This is a genomic window from Pseudomonas xanthosomatis, from assembly GCF_019139835.1.
In the GTDB taxonomy this organism is placed as follows: Bacteria; Pseudomonadota; Gammaproteobacteria; order Pseudomonadales; family Pseudomonadaceae; genus Aquipseudomonas; species Aquipseudomonas fakonensis.
Window position 1 is genome coordinate 3,738,107 of the sequence record NZ_CP077075.1, and the last position, 17,250, is coordinate 3,755,356.

Annotated in this window: 13 protein-coding genes and 1 pseudogene; 11 read left to right on the plus strand and 3 right to left on the minus strand. The window is 57.3% G+C overall.

Annotated features, from left to right (window positions below):
- The first annotated feature begins 106 nt into the window (after positions 1 to 106).
- The 3 genes from KSS93_RS16685 (at position 107) to KSS93_RS16695 (ending at position 5,483) form a co-directional block, all read left to right on the plus strand.
- Positions 107 to 1,726, plus strand: a complete 1,620-nt coding sequence (locus KSS93_RS16685) for a hybrid sensor histidine kinase/response regulator (RefSeq protein WP_217885092.1) — start codon at positions 107 to 109, stop codon at positions 1,724 to 1,726.
- Positions 1,727 to 2,164: 438 nt separating this feature from the next.
- Positions 2,165 to 3,367, plus strand: coding sequence for a DUF3142 domain-containing protein (locus tag KSS93_RS16690; RefSeq protein WP_217885093.1), 1,203 nt, complete (start codon positions 2,165 to 2,167; stop codon positions 3,365 to 3,367).
- Positions 3,354 to 5,483: a hypothetical protein gene (locus KSS93_RS16695; RefSeq protein WP_217885094.1), complete on the plus strand. Its 2,130-nt coding sequence runs from the start codon at positions 3,354 to 3,356 to the stop codon at positions 5,481 to 5,483. The genes KSS93_RS16690 and KSS93_RS16695 overlap by 14 nt, the downstream gene beginning before the upstream one ends.
- Positions 5,484 to 5,532: 49 nt before the next feature.
- On the opposite strand, the gene KSS93_RS16700 is transcribed toward KSS93_RS16695, so the two are convergent.
- Positions 5,533 to 6,501 carry a LysR substrate-binding domain-containing protein gene (locus KSS93_RS16700; RefSeq protein WP_217885095.1) on the minus strand — a complete coding sequence of 323 codons (969 nt, stop codon included), beginning with the start codon at positions 6,499 to 6,501 and terminating at the stop codon, positions 5,533 to 5,535.
- A gap of 171 nt (positions 6,502 to 6,672) precedes the next feature.
- Here KSS93_RS16700 and KSS93_RS16705 point away from each other — a divergent pair, with 171 nt between their 5' ends.
- A complete protein-coding gene (locus tag KSS93_RS16705; RefSeq protein WP_217885096.1) occupies positions 6,673 to 7,998 on the plus strand; it encodes a serine hydrolase domain-containing protein in 1,326 nt (441 codons plus the stop codon).
- Positions 7,999 to 8,126: 128 nt separating this feature from the next.
- Here the strand turns inward: KSS93_RS16705 and KSS93_RS16710 are convergent.
- Positions 8,127 to 8,534, minus strand: a pseudogene (locus tag KSS93_RS16710) (IS5 family transposase); the annotation flags it as partial.
- Between the two features lie 314 nt (positions 8,535 to 8,848).
- Here KSS93_RS16710 and KSS93_RS16715 point away from each other — a divergent pair.
- The 7 genes from KSS93_RS16715 (at position 8,849) to KSS93_RS16745 (ending at position 16,288) form a co-directional block, all read left to right on the plus strand.
- Positions 8,849 to 10,075, plus strand: a complete 1,227-nt coding sequence (locus KSS93_RS16715; protein ID WP_217885097.1) for an ABC-three component system protein — start codon at positions 8,849 to 8,851, stop codon at positions 10,073 to 10,075.
- Entirely contained in the window at positions 10,072 to 10,737 is a 666-nt protein-coding gene (locus KSS93_RS16720) for an ABC-three component system middle component 1 (RefSeq protein ID WP_217885098.1), read from the plus strand. The genes KSS93_RS16715 and KSS93_RS16720 overlap by 4 nt, the downstream gene beginning before the upstream one ends.
- Positions 10,712 to 13,048 (plus strand): AAA family ATPase, encoded by a 2,337-nt coding sequence (locus tag KSS93_RS16725; RefSeq protein ID WP_217885099.1) that lies wholly within the window; start codon positions 10,712 to 10,714, stop codon positions 13,046 to 13,048. Before KSS93_RS16720 ends, KSS93_RS16725 begins: the two co-directional genes overlap by 26 nt.
- Positions 13,049 to 13,145: 97 nt before the next feature.
- A complete protein-coding gene (locus KSS93_RS16730) occupies positions 13,146 to 13,841 on the plus strand; it encodes a hypothetical protein (protein WP_217885100.1) in 696 nt (231 codons plus the stop codon).
- A gap of 607 nt (positions 13,842 to 14,448) precedes the next feature.
- A protein-coding gene (locus KSS93_RS16735; protein ID WP_217885101.1) for an IS5 family transposase occupies positions 14,449 to 15,302 on the plus strand; the annotation gives its coding sequence in 2 pieces (ribosomal slippage) (positions 14,449 to 14,790 and positions 14,793 to 15,302; 852 coding nt in all).
- Positions 15,303 to 15,627: 325 nt separating this feature from the next.
- Complete coding sequence (locus KSS93_RS16740) at positions 15,628 to 15,873, plus strand: hypothetical protein (protein WP_217885102.1); 246 nt, start codon at positions 15,628 to 15,630, stop codon at positions 15,871 to 15,873.
- 145 nt (positions 15,874 to 16,018) lie between these two features.
- Positions 16,019 to 16,288 carry a DUF3077 domain-containing protein gene (locus KSS93_RS16745; protein ID WP_217885103.1) on the plus strand — a complete coding sequence of 90 codons (270 nt, stop codon included), beginning with the start codon at positions 16,019 to 16,021 and terminating at the stop codon, positions 16,286 to 16,288.
- A 161-nt stretch (positions 16,289 to 16,449) separates the two neighbouring features.
- Here KSS93_RS16745 and KSS93_RS16750 read toward each other — a convergent pair whose 3' ends face one another.
- A complete protein-coding gene (locus tag KSS93_RS16750; RefSeq protein WP_217885104.1) occupies positions 16,450 to 17,187 on the minus strand; it encodes a PA3715 family protein in 738 nt (245 codons plus the stop codon).
- Positions 17,188 to 17,250 lie beyond the last annotated feature (63 nt).

Sequence of the window (17,250 nt, forward strand, 5' to 3'; positions counted from 1 at the left end):
GGTGTGACCTCCTTGTCGTACAGGCCATGCTAACTTAGCAGTCAACATTCGACTTTTCCTCGGCCAATTGCCGAAGATGCCGACTGACGCACAAGGAATGTGGCACATGAAGTTCGAGAAGAACAACGAGCTGGACCAGGCCAACCTGCGCATCATCGTCGCCTCGTGCGCCATCCTGTATGTGGCGGTGCTGGGCTTTCTGCCGGGGCGCTCGCCCATGACCTACCTGCCGGTGCTGCTCTATTACGCGGCCTTTGTGGTGATAGCCATCGGCATGCGCCAGGCTATTTCGCGCTGGCCGGGGCATTACCCGTGGCGCCGGGTGCTGGGTATGGTGCATGACTACACTGGCACCAGTTTCGGCCTGGTGGTAGGGGGTGAGGCGGCGTTGCCGCTGTATGCGGTGATCGTGTGGATCAACCTGGGCAACGGCATGCGCTTTGGCTCGCGCTACCTGGCAGTGGCAACGGCCCTGGCGCTGGTAGCGCTGCTGGTGGTGTGGCGGTTGACGCCTTATTGGCAGGAGCAGCCGTTTTTGCTGTTAATGCTGCTGACCACCAGTACGCTGATCCCGTTCTACGCCCACTTGCTGTTGCGCCGCACGCGCAAGGCCACCGAGCAGGCCGAGGCGGCCACCCGCGAAAAATCACGCTTTCTGGCCCAGGCCAGCCATGACCTGCGCCAACCCATCCACTCCATCGGCCTGTTCACCGCCTGCCTGCGCGAGGCGCGGCTGGGGGATGAGGAGCGGCGCCTGGTGGACAGCATCGACCGCTCGCTGCTGAATGTGTCGCAGCTGTTTCGCTCGATCCTCGACCTGTACACCCTGGACAACGGCCGGGTGCAGCCGTCGTTCGAAACCTTTGCGCTGGAAGGTTTTTTGCGTGAGCTGCTGCGCCAGAACGGCGAGGCTGCGCGCTGGGCCGGGGTGGAGATGCGCCTGGTGCCCAGCCGCCACTGGACCCGCGCCGACCCCGGCATGCTGACGACCATGGTGCAGAACGTGCTGTCCAACAGCTTCAAGTACGCAGCCGGCAGCCCGCTGCTGATTGGTGTGCGCCGGCGTGGCGAGGGGCTGGCCATCGTGGTCAGCGACCAGGGCCGCGGCATTGCCCCGGAGCATCAGGACAAGGTGTTCGAAGAGTTCTACCGGGTGCGCCAGATGCGCGACAAGGATGTGGAGGGGGTGGGCTTGGGGCTGGCCATCGTCAAGCGCCTGGGCGGCTTGATGGGTTTGGATGTGGGGCTGCGCTCACAGACCGGCCACGGTACCAGCGTCAGCATCGAGGGCCTGCCCAGGGTGGCGGCCCAAATCGCGCCGCAAAGGCAGGAGGCGGTACAGCAGGCCGGCTTGCTCAGCGGCTTGCGAGTGTGCCTGGTGGAGGATGACCAGAACGTGCTGCAGGCTACCAGCGCGCTGCTACGCCGGTGGGGCTGCGAGGTGCAGGCCGAGAGCTCGGCCCAGGGGCTGGCCAGTGACTGCGAGGTGATCGTTGCCGACTACGACTTGGGCCCGCAGGCCACCGGCATCGATTGCATCGACCAGCTGCGCGCCCAGCGCGGGCAGGCGGTGCCGGCGCTGATCATGACCGGCCATGATATCGACCGGTTGCAGGCGGCATTGCACGAGCGGGGCATTGCCGTGCTGGCCAAGCCGGTGCGCCCGGCCGAGCTGCGTGCGGCGCTGCGCGAGTTGCGTGAGCAGGTGGCAGAGATGGCGGTGTAGCAGAGCACAGCTGACGCAATCGCTGTAGGAGCGGCCTTGTGCCGCGATGGGGCGCGAAGCGGCCCCGGCAATTTTGCATGATGCCGAAATCCTGGGGCTGCTACGCAGCCCATCGCGACACAAGGCCGCTCCTACAGGGGGCGGCGTTAACTCACTGCAGAATCAACGGGCTTGGACAGGGAGGTGAAGGGTTTCAGCGCAGAGCTTCCTTGGCGTTGTGCTGGGTGCGCCGCCGAAGCCGTGCGGCGAACCCAGACCAGGAAACGCCGCCGGCCGTGAGAGGGGCAGGCCGACTATAGCGCCGGGGGTGGGCAAGGGGAGTAGGTCAGGTGTGCAAGATGGCCTATTGCCTTTACTGCAAGCCAGTATTCGCGCGGCTTGCGCTCAGGTAACATCGCGCCTCGCCACGGCGCCAGGGGGCGCCCGACAAAGGACTGTATGCCCGCCTCATCGATACTTCGCCGCCTTGCTCGCGCCACTGCGCTGGTGCTGCTGGCCGGCTGCCAACCGCAACCTGCGACGCCCCTCGACCAGCAGCTTTACGTGTGGCAGCGGCAGTGGCGCCCGGCCCACGAACAGGCCCTGGCGGACAGCCGGGCAGGCTTCTCGACCCTGCGCGTGCTGGCGCTGCAAGCCCAGCCCAAAGCCGGGTGGAGCATGGCGCTGGTGGACCTTGCGCAGCTCAAGGCCGATGGCCGCCCGGTGATCGCAGTAGTGCGCCTGGATGGCCAGCTGCCCGCGCTGGACTTGCAGCTGGCGCAGCAACAGATCAGCGCAATGCTGGCGCATTGGCAGGCCGCCGGGGTGAACCCGGCCGGGCTTGAAATCGACCATGACAGCGCCACTGCCCGCCTGCCGGGCTATACCGATTTCCTTGTGCAATTGCGCAAGCAGTTGCCGCCCGGGCTGAAGCTCAGCATCACGGCCTTGCCTGCCTGGCTCGACAGCCCGCAACTGCCGGCGCTGTTGCAGGCGGTGGACAGCAGCGTGTTGCAGGTACACGCAGTGAGCGACCCGCGCCAGGGGCTGTTCGACCCGGACAAGGCCAGGCAGTGGGCCCAAAGCTGGGGCCGTATCAGTGCAAAACCCTTCTACCTTGCACTGCCGGCCTATGGCGTTGCGCTGCTGCCGGATACCGGCGGCGCACCGGTCGTGGAGAGCGAAACCCCGTTGAACCTGCCCGGCGAGCGTCGCGAACTGCTGGCCGACCCGCAGCAACTGGCCAAGCTGGGCCGCCAACTGCGCGATGAGCCACCGGCGCACCTGGCCGGGCTTGTCTGGTTCCGCCTGCCATTGCCGGGCGATCGACGCGCCTGGAGCCTGACCACCCTGGGCGCGGTGGCGCGGGGCGATACGCTTGCCGGGCAGTGGCAGGTGCACTACACGCAACAGGGCGGTTTGTACGACATCAGCCTGGTCAACGTCGGCAACCTCGACCAGCCGCTGCCAGCGCGGGTGACCCTGAACAACGCTACCTGCGAAGCCGCCGACGGGGTCAATGGCTACCGGCTGCAACAAACACCGAATCAACTCGTCTTCAACCGCCAGGCCAGCGCGCGTGTTGCCGCTGGTGGCCAGCGCACCCTGGGTTGGGCGCGCTGCATGGAAATCACTCAAGGAGCATGGAATGTCTACCCGTAACTGGCCCCGCCAGCTGTTGTGCCTGTCCCTCGGCATGCCGTTCGGCACTGCGCTGGCCTGCGGCCCGGACTTCCCGATGCAGTTGCTGGATAACCGTGCGCAGAGCCTGGCCGAGTTGCCGGAAGGCAACTTCGCCTTCGAGGTGAACCGCCTTGGCCAGCAGATCGCCGGCCTTAAGCCGACCACCGAGATCACTCTGACGCCGTACTGGGACGGCGACGACAATGCCCGGCCTTACCGCCGGCAGCGCGCCGAGGCCGAGGCCAGCGAGCTGCCGGAAGGCCTGCGCGCGAAAGTCGCCGAGCTGCGCGCCCTGCATGACCCGCGGCAGGTCGAGCTGCAAGGCGCCGAGCTGCCGGCCGAGCTGCGCCTGTACCTGGCGGGTGCCGTGGCCTTTGATGCCGGCGACAACGCCCAGGCGGCGGACTACTTCAGGCAGGTGCTGGCCTTGCCGGCCGAGCAACGCAAGTTGCGCAGCACCTGGGCTGCGTATTCGTTGGGCCGCGCGCTGGCTGCGCAAAGCACCGAGGCCAGTGATGACCCGCAACAATCCCCCGAAGCCTTGCAAACCCAGGCACGCCAAGCGTTCGAGCAGGCCCAGCAACTGAGTGCCGAAGGCTTCAGCGACCCGCTGGAGCTTGGCGTCGCCAGCCTGGGCGAGCAGGCGCGCCTGGCCAAGCTGGCTGGCGATTGGGATGCAGCGGTACAGCTGTACGCCAACCAAAGCCGCCTGGGGTCGGGCAGTGGCTACAGCTCGCTGCGCCAACTGGCCGGTGAACTGACGGCGATGCCGAACGAGCAGTTGCAGGCGCAACTGCGTCAACCGCTCACGCAGAAACTGCTGATTGCCTACCTGCTCAGCGGTATCGAAGGCTTTGGCAGCAAGCAGCTCAACCGCCTGCTGCAGGCCAGTGCCGGCCAGCACCTGGAAAACGCCGACCGCTTGGCCGCCCTGGCGTACCAGCAAGGCGACTACGACAGTGCCAAGGGCTACCTGCAACAGGCCGGCGACACCGGCCTTGCCTGGTGGCTGCGGGCCAAGCTGGCGGTGCGCGACGGCGACAAGGCCCAGGCTGCCGAGCCCTATGCCAAGGCGGCCAAGGGGTTCCCCAAGGATGAACAATGGGGCGCGCGGGAAACCCCTGACTGGGCTTACGAAACCGTACGCCCCGGCTGCCGGGTGAACGGCGAGAGCGCCATCCTGGCATTGGATCGCGGCGACTATGTGCAGGCGCTCGACCTGTTGTACCGCAGCGAGGACATCTACTGGCCCGACGCTGCAACCGTGGCCGAGCGGGTGCTGAGCCTTGACGAACTCAAGGGCTATGTCGATGCCAACGTGCCGCAGCCTGTGGCGGTAAAGGCAGAGGAGGGCGGCTACACCCCGCGCCCGGTAGCGACCAAGCTGCGCGAGCTGCTCGGCCGGCGCCTGCTGCGTGAAGGGCGTTACGACCAGGCCGCGGCGTACTTCGATACGCCGCAGCTCAAGGCCGACGCCCAGGCCTACGGCGAGCAGCGCAAGCAGGCCACTTCGCGTTGGACCGCCACCGGCCGCGCCGAGGCGCTGTATAGCGCGGCAACTTTGGCTCGCCACTCGGGCATGGAAATTCTTGGCTACGAGATGGCGCCGGACTATGCTTGGCTGGGGGGTAGCTTCAGCCTCGGCAATGAGGCCGTGCAGGCCAAGCCGTTCCTGGAGGCCGGCGAGCTGCAGCGTCAACAGGGCAGTGAAGCCGTGCCCAATGAGCGTTACCACTACCGCTATGTGGCCGCCGACCTCGCGAATCAGGCCGCCGACCAATTACCCCACAGCAGCCAGGCCTTTGCCGCCGTGCTGTGCCAAGGGGCAGGTTGGGTAGCAGGGACCGATCAGGAGTCGGCGCTGTACCGGCGGTATGTTGAACAGGGGCCGTTTGTGCAGTGGGCCGAGGATTTTGGCCGGCAGTGCGAGGAGCCTGCGTTTGACCAGGCCAACAAGCGTTACCTGACCGAGCCGCTGGATGCAGTGCGCACCGCGTTGCGCCCGCACAAGGCGCAGGTGCTGCCGGGGGCTGCGTTGGTGTTGGCTGCGATCGGTTGGTTGTTGTGGGTGCGCCGGCGCAGTAACAAGGCCTGAGGGGAGGGTGCTACAGTGCTGATTTTAGGCGCCTGATTATTCATATAAATTATAACTCAACTAAATGATTATTTAGTTGAGTTATAATTATTGCGCCCTCTGTAAGAGCCGGCTGGCCGGCGATAGGGCCCTCTGGGTAGCTGCTGCGCAGCTGGCCTGAAAGCCAGTCCATGAACCACTGCGCATCGGCCGACGGCGGCTGCGCCGGGGTAAGCAGCTGGTAGCTCTCCAGCGGCACCGCCTCGGGCACGCAGCGCACCAGGCTGCCGTCCTGCAGCTCACGGCCCACCAGCACCTCGGTGGCCAGCGCGATACCCTGGCCGCGCTGGGCCAGGGTCAGCACCACGTCGTTGCTGATGTGCGAGGTGTCGGCGCGCACCCGTACGCGCAGGCCGTTGGCGGCAAACCAGCTGTTCCACCAGGTGCCGTCATCGACGTGGATCAGCTTGCAGGCCGGCAAGCCTGCGGCGTTGAGGTTGGTGGGCAAGCGGGCCAGCAATGCCGGGGCACATACCGGAAACACTTGAGGGCGGATCAACACTTCGCGCACGCCACTGAGCTCGCCCGGCAAGCCGTAGGCGATGGCTAGGTCGGCCTGGCGGGCGTCCACGGCGGTGAAGCTGGCGTTAGGCTCGATGGCGATCTTGAGGCCTGGCCGCAGGCTGCGCAGCTCGTCGATCCGCGGCGTGAGCCAGCGCGAAGCAAAGGCTGGTACGCACAAGATACGCAGCCAGCGCTCGTCATCGCGGCGGGCCAGGCGGGCGCCGGCATCGGACAGTATCTGCAACGCTTCGGCGGCGGCCTGGTAATAGTGGGCGCCCTGCAATGTCAGGCTGACGCCCCGGGGTGAGCGTTCCAGCAACCGTACGCCCAGCCATTCCTCGAGGTTTTTCACATGGCGCCCGATCGCAGGCTGGGTCACGTGCAGCGCTTGCGAGGCCGCCACATAGCTACCCAGCCGCGCCGCAGCCTCAAAGGCCCGTACCGCATTGAGCGGGGGAAGACGTTCCAACGGCATAGCACCCCCCTGTAGGAGCCGGCTTGCCGGCGATGAGGCCAAACCTGCTCACCGAAACGGCCTGGCTGTTACTTTTTCTAATAGTGAAGCCAAATTTATTGTGCTTTTCAGCCCACCTCAAGCTCCCGACACTCGAAACCGCGTACTACCGCGCATTTCAAGGAGCCTTCGATGCGGCCAACAACAATAAAACAGTCATTCACCAGCCTGTCCGTACTGGCCCTGGCATTACTCACCGGTGCCGCCCAGGCCGCCGACAGCAAGGGACCATGCGGCGTGCCCGGGCTTGAGCGCTGCCCACAGCCGTTCGACAAGGTACTGCCAGCGCCCAAGGACATGCTGACCTGGGACCAGGCAACGAGGGTAGTGGGTTTTCGTAATACATATCGTATGTACCACGGCGATGTATTCAGCAATCACGGCGCCAAGCCGTATCCATTGACCGAGGCCAGCAAGAAGCTCAACGACGTTTCGTACAGGATTGATGGAAAATCGTACAAACTGGCCGATTACTTGAAAAACCAGAGCGTAACCGGCCTGTTGGTACTCAAGGACGGCAAGATTGCCTACGAATACTACGGCCAGGGCAACACCCAGCAGACCCTGTGGACATCGCGATCGGTGGCCAAGTCAGTGGTCAGCGTGCTGGTGGGCGTGGCCGTGAAGGAAGGCAAGATCAAGTCCCTGGACGACAAGATCAGCGCGTACGTACCGGAACTCAAGGGCACCGAGTGGCAGGACGTGACCCTGCAGCAGCTGATGCAGCACACATCCGGCGTGCAGTGGGATGAAAACTACGCCGCAAAAGACTCTGATTTTTCGCACATGACCCAATGCGAAGCCAGGCCGAACCCGTACGACTGCGTGCTGCAGCTGGTGCGCTCGGTCAAGCGCAAGCCTGGCGTCAAGCCCGGGGAAGTCTGGTCATACAACACCGGCGGCGCCTGGCTGGTCGGCCGGGTGCTCGAAAACGCCACCGGCATGACCATCGCCAAGTACCTGGAGAGCCGTATCTGGAGCCGTTACCCCATGCAGCAAGATGGCGTATGGCATGCGCTGGTGCCCGGCAAGGTCGATATGGGCGGCCACGGCTTCAACGCCACGCTGCGTGACTGGGGCCGCTTTGGCCAGTTCGTGCTGAGCGGCGGCCAGTTGCCCGGCGGTGAAAAGCTGCTGCCGGACGACTGGATTTCGCGCTCGACGCACTGGACCACGGCCAAGGGCTCGGTCACTGCAGCGGCGCCCAATGGGCAGTACGGTTACCAATGGTGGTACAACGCGCCGGCGCCAGATGCTGACAGCGAACCGAAGCAGACGGCGAACAGCGACAAGACGTTCTGGGCGTTGGGGATCTTTGGGCAGACCATTGCGATCAACCAGGCCGAAGGTTTGGTCGTGGTGCAGTGGTCGACGTGGAAGCATGCAGAGACGCCGAGTTCGCTTTATGACGAACAGGCGGTGTTTGTGAATGCGGTCAGTCAGGCGCTGGAGCGGTAAAAAGGCTTGGGGCGTGGCTTCGGTTCTGAGGGGAACCGGGGCCATGGCGCAATGTGGATCTGCGCATAATGCATATTATGTTAAACCACAGATCAGGTTCAGTCATGCAACATCCTCAACGGTGGTTTCTTCACCAAACTGGGTGCGTGGATGATGGTGGCGTCGACAATGGTGCCCTGGCGCAACGACATGCCCTTGTCTCGCAGGTAATGGTTGATGGTTTCCAGAATGCTCGCCGCCAACTGATGCTTCTCCAGAAGGTGCCGGAAATTCATGATCGTCGTGGCTTCGGGGATCGGAGCGCTGAGCGTCAGACGAGCAAACTGGCGCATCGAAGTGATCTCGTACAGCGCCTCTTCCATGGCTGGATCGCTCAACGAGAACCAGTTCTGCAGCAGGTGAATACACAGCATGGTGTCCAGTGGGTACGGCTTGCGACCACCGCCGGCCTTTGGGTAATGCGGCTCGATCAATGCCACCAAACCGCTCCTCGGCGCCACCTGTTCCATCTCGGCCAGTGTCTTCCTGGGAGCCACTTGTCCTTGGAGTGGTTAGATGAACACCGGCCTAACGACTTAGGGTCAGGCTGCATAGCGCCTCACGAAACTCTTTGAGGTTCGTATGTAGCTAACCGTCGCAAAACCCTCCAGTTGCCCCTGATGCCCAACTCAACGACGGAATAACCAAGGCAAGAGGTCAGGATACAGTCCTGATGCCTCCTCTGAGCCAAAACGTTTCACCAGAATTTTTGAAACGTTAATTCTCGCTACCTATGCTGAAAATAATGATGGCTCCATGATATCGTTCCGGCACCCCAGTGCAGCATGACCGTGTGGTGAAAGGAGTCAACGTGAGCAACGAGGAAGCAAGCAAGTACCCGCATAGCGCCATTTCTACTTGGAGCGGGTTTGTCTACCAAGGCAAAGTGGCGCTCTATCACTGCCTCAAACTAATTCATGAAGGCGATAGCGGGTTCGAACTACAGTTGGATAGTACAGACGATTTCGCAATATACAAAGATGACAAGCTTGTTAGCGCTCATCAGGTTAAAGCAAAAATCGGCGATTACCGTAGCAACTATAGAGACGCACTAAAAAAATCTGCAAGCTTAGAGCTAGACAGGGTCGCAGGGATCAAAAGATACTTTCATATATCCCAACCTATCAATGACCATAGCGATCATGTGGATGACAATGGCGAGCGTGTTGTTTTCTACCCCTACGGTGCAGTACAACACTGCGAGCTTGATAAGATAGAAGGCCTCACCAAGGAAATCATCAAGAAAATCTATACGGGCCAGGGTGTCGTTTTTGATGATGATTTAGTAGATGCCAACTACTGCTTAATATCCGATAAAATCAGCTCTCAAGCTCTAGTTATTCACGCAAAGATACAAAGCGAAGGCGACAAGCAACGTCGAGCGGCTTACGAACACCGAGTCAGTGCGGCAAGCATTCTTTCGGATGTGATAGACACAAATCCGTATGAAAGAAAGGACTATTACGCCATCGAATTGAAGGTGCGCCTTCATTCTCACTTAGAGGAGAGGCTTGCTGAATTCCTGCCAGAAATGTCTGACGCTGCCTACGAGAGAGCAAGGCGAATTTATGAGCTAATCCGATCATCAGAGGGCGGTGATTTTAAGATCCTCTGTCAACTAATGAAACCATCGGAAAAATTTTCACGCATTCAAGATTCTGACATACGAAACTACTCAGACTTGGTGCACACCATTGATGCAGAACCCATACTTAAACGCCTGCCACACTATCTAGATCGAGAGAATAAATTTTACGCACCAACAGCGCTTTATCTGCTCGATCCAAAGGATAAGAGATATTGCACATCAGACATTATCTCCCAGATCAAAGGCAACGATGATTTGGGACGGTTGCTATTTGAGTTTAACAACCTGATTGCCGCCAAGGCCGTCGAAAGCTTCACGGTCGACACCAAGTACACTAATTGCTTTGATGAAAGCTCTCCTGACGATCAAGCACGAATCGATAGCCATATTACAAAAAGTTTGTGCATCAGCATCTTAACTAAGGACGACGCAGAGGCTCGGCTTAAATGATTATTGAACTCATCCACCAGGCTCTAGTCGCACACGGATTTTCCAAGGTGCAGGATAATGATACAACAGGCTTCTACATAAGAGAGCAAGGCACCGCAATTCGATTCGCAGTCTTACACCGACTGGACGAACTGATTAAGCCTAGCGATCTTAATGCCGCGATAAACCAGTCAGCGCCGGATACATTCATAAAGGATCCAGCTTTTAGAAAAAACTGCGATTTGATTTGTATTCACCACCTCGACAAGCTAGCCGAATTCAAAAATCACGAAGAGCAAATTTTTGAAATTGAAGAGGATCCGCACTTCTACAAAAAATACGTGCTTTACTACAGCGACACAGAGCTTGAGGCCATCAAGGGACTTGACTTCAAAAAGCTTAACAAGCTTGTGTCAGATAAATCCCAATTCAATATTTATAAAAATGATCCAACCGCCCCCACCAAGTACAGTGCAGCTGCAAAAATCTTTATCAAACTTCCTTTTTTGGGACTTCAACTCAACAAAGTTGAATTAATTCCCCTCCGCCGGCAAATTGAAGAAGCAGTTGCCGAAAAAGATCTGGCCAGAACTCACGAAACCGTACAAAAACTTGGCAAAACTGACCTCGAAGAATTGATCAAGGAACTGATTGACGATGAACTGGCAAATCTCCCAAATTGAAATTTCAAGCTTTAAGGCTTTCAAACAGATCCACCTAAATTTCAGCGACTCGTCACTCCTGACATTAGATGGCCCCAATGGTTTTGGAAAAACCAGCATTTTTGACGCTATCGAGTTGCTTTTGACCGGCAGCATAAAGCGAGTCCGCCAGTTATTCTCTACGGTGATGATGGGCAATAGAACCAACTATGAGGACAATTTGCTCTGGAACAGAGCAGGAAAGAAAGATTTAGCAATTAAAATCGAATTCACCAACGGTGAGCGCAAGCTTGTTCTTGCAAGACATACTCCCGCAGTGAAATTTGAAGAAAAATCGAACAACAGGGCCGACCAGTTCACCCACTTAATGCTTTATGAGCTACCTGAGTTCTCTTCTAACGTATTCACGCAAGAGTGTGTCCGTGAAGAGAGCTTTATTGAGGAGCTTTTCGGGAAGAACTTTAAAGAAAACTTCTCGCACTTGAATTACTTGGAGCAAGGGCAAAATCAGCTCCTGCACTCGAGAGTGGACAAGCGCAAAGAGGCGCTAAACAATTTATTCAACATCAGCGACATAAAGGCAGAAACTGATAGCTGCAAGAGTATTGCCGCGCGACTGACAAAATTCATTAATGACCAAAAACGCGCCGGTGAATTATCAAAACTAAAAGCCGAGTCAGATTCCCTCAAAGGTATGATTCAAGCAGACCTAGGGGAAATTGAATTTAAAAAAATCTCTACTTCAGAGCTGCAGCCGGGCTGGGACAAAGAGGCGCCCTTCCCTACCTATTCTGCTGACATTCATGCTAGATACATTGAAAACATCCACCGACTTCAGAGTTTGACCCCGCTGAAGAGCACGATACAGACCAGAGATAAAAATGAAGCCATTGAAAATTATATTCAGGTTAACAAGGATTCAGTCAGAAGCGTGGCACGCTTCGGCAGTGATTTAGACAAGCTAGATGGCCTCGACCAAATAAAAAAAGAATTAAATCAATTGATTAAATTCGGAGGGATCATCAAGCTTGGCTCTACAGTCATCAAAGCGAATGAGGCCACGAGCCTGCCTGGATGGGGTCAAGGACGGTTAGAATGGTTCCTAGAGCAAATAGTTGCCCGTGATGTGCTTCAGCAAAAGACCAATTCCAATGCTACCGCTGCTACCGAACTGAGTCGCTTAAAAGCAGAGTTGATGGCTGAGCACACGAAGTTCAATGCCGATGACCAATATTGCCCACTGTGTGGTGCCGACTGGCAAGCGCATGACATTATGCTTCAAAAAATTGAGCTCAGGTCTCAGCAGATCAACGCCACGCTGGGGGCAGACGGTCAAAGTCTGATAAAACTTACTGGGCAGATGACTGCAGAGTTAGCCAGTATTGATGCTCAGATCCAGGCTAAACAAGCGCAGCTATCAGTCGGGTACAACAGCACTCTACATAATGCCCTGCTCCGTGATAAGGCTCGTTTGCCATCCATAACTCAACTCGCTGCCCGGCTTCAAGCTTTGGGTGTACAACTCAACTATTCATTCTCCGAAAATGAGGAGGTGGTGGATTCTCGAGCGGAGGAGTTGACGGCTTCCATAAGACGACAGAAAGCACCTGAAACGGAGGCTCTTCCGGAAGATTGGAGGAATGTCATCACCGCTGCTTTTAAGGAGCTACAGGACTTCTATATAGTCGAACCACAAGCACTGAAGGAAAAGGAGCTTTACATTGCAGCTAAAGCTAACGAGGCACAGAACAGCAGGCTGAAGCAATGCATTGATGAATTACAGCGAATGTTGCGTGAGAACGAGGCAGCCAAGATAGCCAAAGACAAGGTTAATGACTTAAAGATGACCTTGGAAAAAACGGAACGCAGCTACTCAGAGCAGACTATCGCTGAAATTGAGCTGATTTTCCACATCTACAGCGGGCGACTCATCCAAAACTATCAGCGTGGTCTGGGCCTGTTCATTGAGAGCAAAGATGGTAAAGAACTCAGATTCCTGACAGCCGAAAAATCTGAGCATGATGCAATTATGTCGATGAGTTCTGGGCAAGTGTCAGCACTCAGCCTAGGCTTCTTCCTTTCGCTGAACAAAGTCTACTCAAGCGTACCACTGATCCTAATTGATGATCCATCTCAGTCACTAGACGAGGTGAATATAGCGTCTCTAACCGACCTGCTACGATGCGAGTTCGACAATCGCCAGCTGATCGTTTCCTCGCACGAGGATGACATCTCTGCGTACATGCGTTATCGATTTAACAAGGCTGGGCTGAGCACCAGGTCTCTTAACATGCAGCGGTTAGCCAAGGAAGCTTTGGTAGCGACTGATTAAATAATCATCTCCGGGGGATTGGGGGTAAAGTTACACCCCTTCCCTCTTGTATTTGTCGAGACAACACCTAAGTCGCAAACATATATGTGCCAATCAAATGACACGAGTTCTGCCACTTTTTAATTTGACACCAATGCACGACCCCGTAGAGGCGCAACCACTGCCCGGCGAATCCTATATAGGCCTGAGCAATAGATTCAGAATTAAACAACCAATCAGAAAAGCCTTTACATCACATGAGTTAGTTGTCGACTCCATTTATGAAAAAGACTTCGAATGGAATATTCGCAAGAAAGCCAAAGCATTTAGGAAGGCAGCCATCAAATCTGGTCTAGCTCCTACCTATACCGAGATACCCCACCATTACACATATCAGAGAAAATCCAAAATACATATAGGGATGAAGGCAGAACTTGATAAGTACGGGATAGGCCTGACTGCTGGTCAAATCCTATTTCACGGCGGCGATACAAATACTCCGCTAGAAACAATCATTACAAACAGGCCGATGTCTCTCACGCTAATCCCCCAAATCGCTGTATGGCATGCAAACTACGACGCAATTGGCAAATGGAATTACAAAACTTCATCTGCTCCGGCTGAGGCTGAAAATCCAACAGTCTGGATTATCCGGGTCTCGTCACGCTTTAAAGGCAAAGTCATTCTTTATCGCAAAGGTGGGGCGAATATGGAGGACGAAATGGAATGCGTCTTGGGTGAAGGGAACATGATCCAGCCATGGCATGCGACGGTGATCAAGAACATCACGGTCGTGCATGCCTATTTACATTAGCTCGTCAGCTACCTGGTATTGGCCCTCCCGAACAGGTGTGAGACTCAAGCGAGACGCTGAGAAGGATCGTGTACTATCCAAAGATCGCCGCGGCGAAGGATTGCTGTGGAGATGTCGAGACTACGATGGCGCTCATCAGCGACTGCCATGTCGAGGTGCTGACTGGCGAGGATGTCCAGATCTTCAAAAAACTTGCCGTTGGGGGGGCGGTGCGATCGCTGCGTCGGAGTACATCCGCCCAAATCTCTAAGTCCGGATTATGCAGCAGATGGAGAGAGGTGATGTCATCTCTACTTACGCGACGCTCTATTAACTGCTGCTCTGGATCCAAGCGGCGTTCAGCGAATCCAACCCAGCGGTGATCCAAGCGGCTCTCAGTACGTGGGGTTTGATCAAGAACGAGCTACCAACCTTTGCTCAGTTGCACATCAACTTCAATTGCGCAGCTCGAATGTCTGCTTGCTGGCTTAACGGGCTCACTGACCCTGCTAGCCACATGATCTGACGAGGTGCTTAGGTTTTGTACGAAAACCTTTGAAACTCCGTGAAAACCGCTGGAGCCCTGATTTTCCGTAGAGTTCTCGCCTTTTAGGCGAAGGACTCTGCTATGCCCAAGCGATACGAACTTTCTGACGAACACTGGGACATAGTCGCTGACCTCTTTGCTACAAGTCAGCGTACCGGACGTCCAAGAGTTGATGACCGCTTGATGCTCAACGGCGTGTTGTGGGTGCTGTGCTCCGGCGCAGCCTGGCGGGATATGCCTGAGCGATTCGGCCCTTGGTCGGCGGTTTATCAGCGATTTCGAGACTGGCGAAATCAGGGCACCTTCGGTCAAATGCTCAAACGCCTACATGTCAAACTCAACGCTGAAGGCCTGATTGATCTAGACACGTGGTGTATTGACTCAACGGCAGTGAAAGCAACCCGGGCCTCATCTGGAGCAGGCAAAAAAGGGGGGCAGAAGAACCAGCGGACCACGCACTCGGTAGAAGTCGGGGCGGACTAACTACGAAAATTCATATGGTTTGTGATGCCCGAGGTGTGCCATTGCACTTCACCCTTTCTGGCGGGCAAGCCAGTGACATTTCCCATGCCCAGCCTTTGCTCGATGGCGTTTACCTCCCAACCAAAGGAGGCCGGCCGCGCAAGCGATGTCGCAAATTGCTGGCCGACAAAGGCTACGACTCAGATGCTTTGCGCCGGTACTGCGACCGCTATCACATGCAGCCAGTGATTCCTTTCCGAGCCATGAAACGCAAGCCGAAGCCAGGTTTGCCGCGCCTGCTCGACAGACCAAAGTACAAAGAGCGAAACGTTATCGAGCGGCTGTTTGGGTGGCTGAAGGAACACCGCCGCTTGGGAACCCGATACTGCAAGCTCGCCCAAAGCTACTCCGCAATGGTCACGCTGGCTTGCTGGCGGCGGTGTCTGCGACATTATTTTTCGTACAAAGCCTAGGGAGGGTTGAGGACTGGCAGCAAAAAATCAGACTTAACACCTTCCTTGTAGTCCATTTCCCAAACATACTCCCCCAGCCATTTTTCCATTGCGGCCGCGCTGGCACCGCTCTAGTCTCGCCGAGTCGTTGCAAACCAACGACGCGGCTTTGACAGGCCGTAAGGAACTCTCACCGCAGCTTCACCTTTATGGCGGCTGTGCGTGGGGCACGCTTGCGTGCGCCGGTTTTCCTGAGTTCCGCCGGTCTGTCAACCCATGCACAGCTGCCACCCACCTGTTTGACAGCAGGCGGGTGACGGTCCTCATAAGAACTCAGGAGTTTTTTATGCTAAAGATCGTCCCCGACCCACCCCACCTCTACTCCCCTACCCTCGAAGACACCCTCATCCAGGCCTCCGAGTACGCGCGCTGCGCCCTGGCCGTTTCGCACCAGGCGATCCAGCTACAGCCCAGATCGCCCGCCTCGACCTTGATGCTGGCGTCCACCCACGAGCTCGAGTCACTGCGCGTGCTGCTGGAATCAGCCTTGATCCAGGTGCAGGTGCCGGCTGAGCCGGGTGCGTGGCATTAACCCGTAGGCTTTTTGTGTTGCCTGGGCTGGCGTCATTGCCGGTAAGCCGTCGCCTGCATGGGCGCTGGCAGCGGCACAGGGGATTGTGTGAGACCAGTCCTTTCTAGGCGCCAGCCTGGGCCCTTGATGTTCAGGGAGTAGAACCATGAGTCACGAGCAAACGACTGAAAACACCACCGTTGGCAAGACGCGGTTCTTCCAGGGTGAAGGCCATACAGCTGCGCTGTTTCGCATCGAGCCGGGCATACCGTGCCGGCATGCGCGGGAGCAGGCTTCGGAGTTGATGGGCTATGTGCGGGAAATGACCATCAGCGGGTTGATGGATGAAAAGCCTGAGTTGATTTGGGCTTCGCATTACCTGAGCGCGCTGGCCAAGGCGCTGATGGATGATGCGGAGCTGGGGATGCGGGGTTGAGTTGTCGACCGGTTGTGCTGTTCACTTAAGAGCGGCGTTGTCTGGATTGGGGCTGCTTTGCAGCCCATCGCGACACAAGGCCGCTTCCCACAAAGACCGTGGCGTATCTGCGAGACCAGTTTTCTGCGCGACAGCGCAGCCCGAAAGGGTTGGGTGATCTCCTACAGGTGATCGGTCAATTTCTTCGGCACCCGATACTGGTTTGCGCCATACGCGAAGTTGAACACTTCCCTTTGACGCTTCTCGGTGTCGTCACAGGTTTCCTCACCCTTGGCGACGCTAACCGTTACCCTCGACACCTCGGTCACCCGCAAGTCGGCAAACCCTTCCTTGCCAGGCTTGCCAACAGCCACTGTGCGTAGCGTCTCGCTGTGCTTGCCGGCGCAGTAATCTTGCCACTCGGCATAGCTTTCGCTAACCACCAGATGCCCCAGCAGCCGCCGCAACTGCGCGCCGTCTTGCAGGTATAGGCTCAGCGTCTCGTCACTGCCGGGATTGGCCCGTGACATCACTGTACGCTGGACGCGCACACCAAATGCCCTGCGCCCGGGCGCAAGCTGATAAGGCGCGGTGTCCAGTTTCAGGTCGTTGAAGGCCATTGCGTCGGAAACGATAGCTGCAGGCTCGTAGTCGTACGCAAGGATCTTGCCACTGGCGGCATCGGCCAGCACAACAGCCAGCCCATAGTCACCCTGCCCGTATTCATCGACCCTTTCCTTTATAGGTAACGCTGCCAGCACCTGGCTTGCATCTGCCGGGTTGGCCTTGCACACCGCATGTTCATGATCGAGCTCCAGCGTTGGGTGCAAGGTTTGCGCCCAGCTTTGCAGGTGCTGCGTGCAGTCGCCCCAGGCAACCGCGGGCAGCGATAACAGCATCAGTACGGTGATGCCACGCATGTTGATGCCTCAATCCTTTGAAAGCTGGCCATGGTATTACAAGCCCAGTTGAAACGGCCGGGG

Excerpts from the sequence above, each read along its gene's own strand:
- KSS93_RS16685 (WP_217885092.1), top strand. The coding sequence starts at position 107 with ATGAAGTTCGAGAAGAACAACGAGCTGGACCAGGCCAACCTGCGCATC.
- KSS93_RS16690 (WP_217885093.1), top strand. The coding sequence starts at position 2,165 with ATGCCCGCCTCATCGATACTTCGCCGCCTTGCTCGCGCCACTGCGCTG.
- KSS93_RS16695 (WP_217885094.1), top strand. The coding sequence starts at position 3,354 with ATGTCTACCCGTAACTGGCCCCGCCAGCTGTTGTGCCTGTCCCTCGGC.
- KSS93_RS16700 (WP_217885095.1), bottom strand. The coding sequence starts at position 6,501 with ATGCCGTTGGAACGTCTTCCCCCGCTCAATGCGGTACGGGCCTTTGAG.
- KSS93_RS16705 (WP_217885096.1), top strand. The coding sequence starts at position 6,673 with ATGCGGCCAACAACAATAAAACAGTCATTCACCAGCCTGTCCGTACTG.
- KSS93_RS16720 (WP_217885098.1), top strand. The coding sequence starts at position 10,072 with ATGATTATTGAACTCATCCACCAGGCTCTAGTCGCACACGGATTTTCC.
- KSS93_RS16725 (WP_217885099.1), top strand. The coding sequence starts at position 10,712 with ATGAACTGGCAAATCTCCCAAATTGAAATTTCAAGCTTTAAGGCTTTC.
- KSS93_RS16730 (WP_217885100.1), top strand. The coding sequence starts at position 13,146 with ATGACACGAGTTCTGCCACTTTTTAATTTGACACCAATGCACGACCCC.
- KSS93_RS16740 (WP_217885102.1), top strand. The coding sequence starts at position 15,628 with ATGCTAAAGATCGTCCCCGACCCACCCCACCTCTACTCCCCTACCCTC.
- KSS93_RS16745 (WP_217885103.1), top strand. The coding sequence starts at position 16,019 with ATGAGTCACGAGCAAACGACTGAAAACACCACCGTTGGCAAGACGCGG.
- KSS93_RS16750 (WP_217885104.1), bottom strand. The coding sequence starts at position 17,187 with ATGCGTGGCATCACCGTACTGATGCTGTTATCGCTGCCCGCGGTTGCC.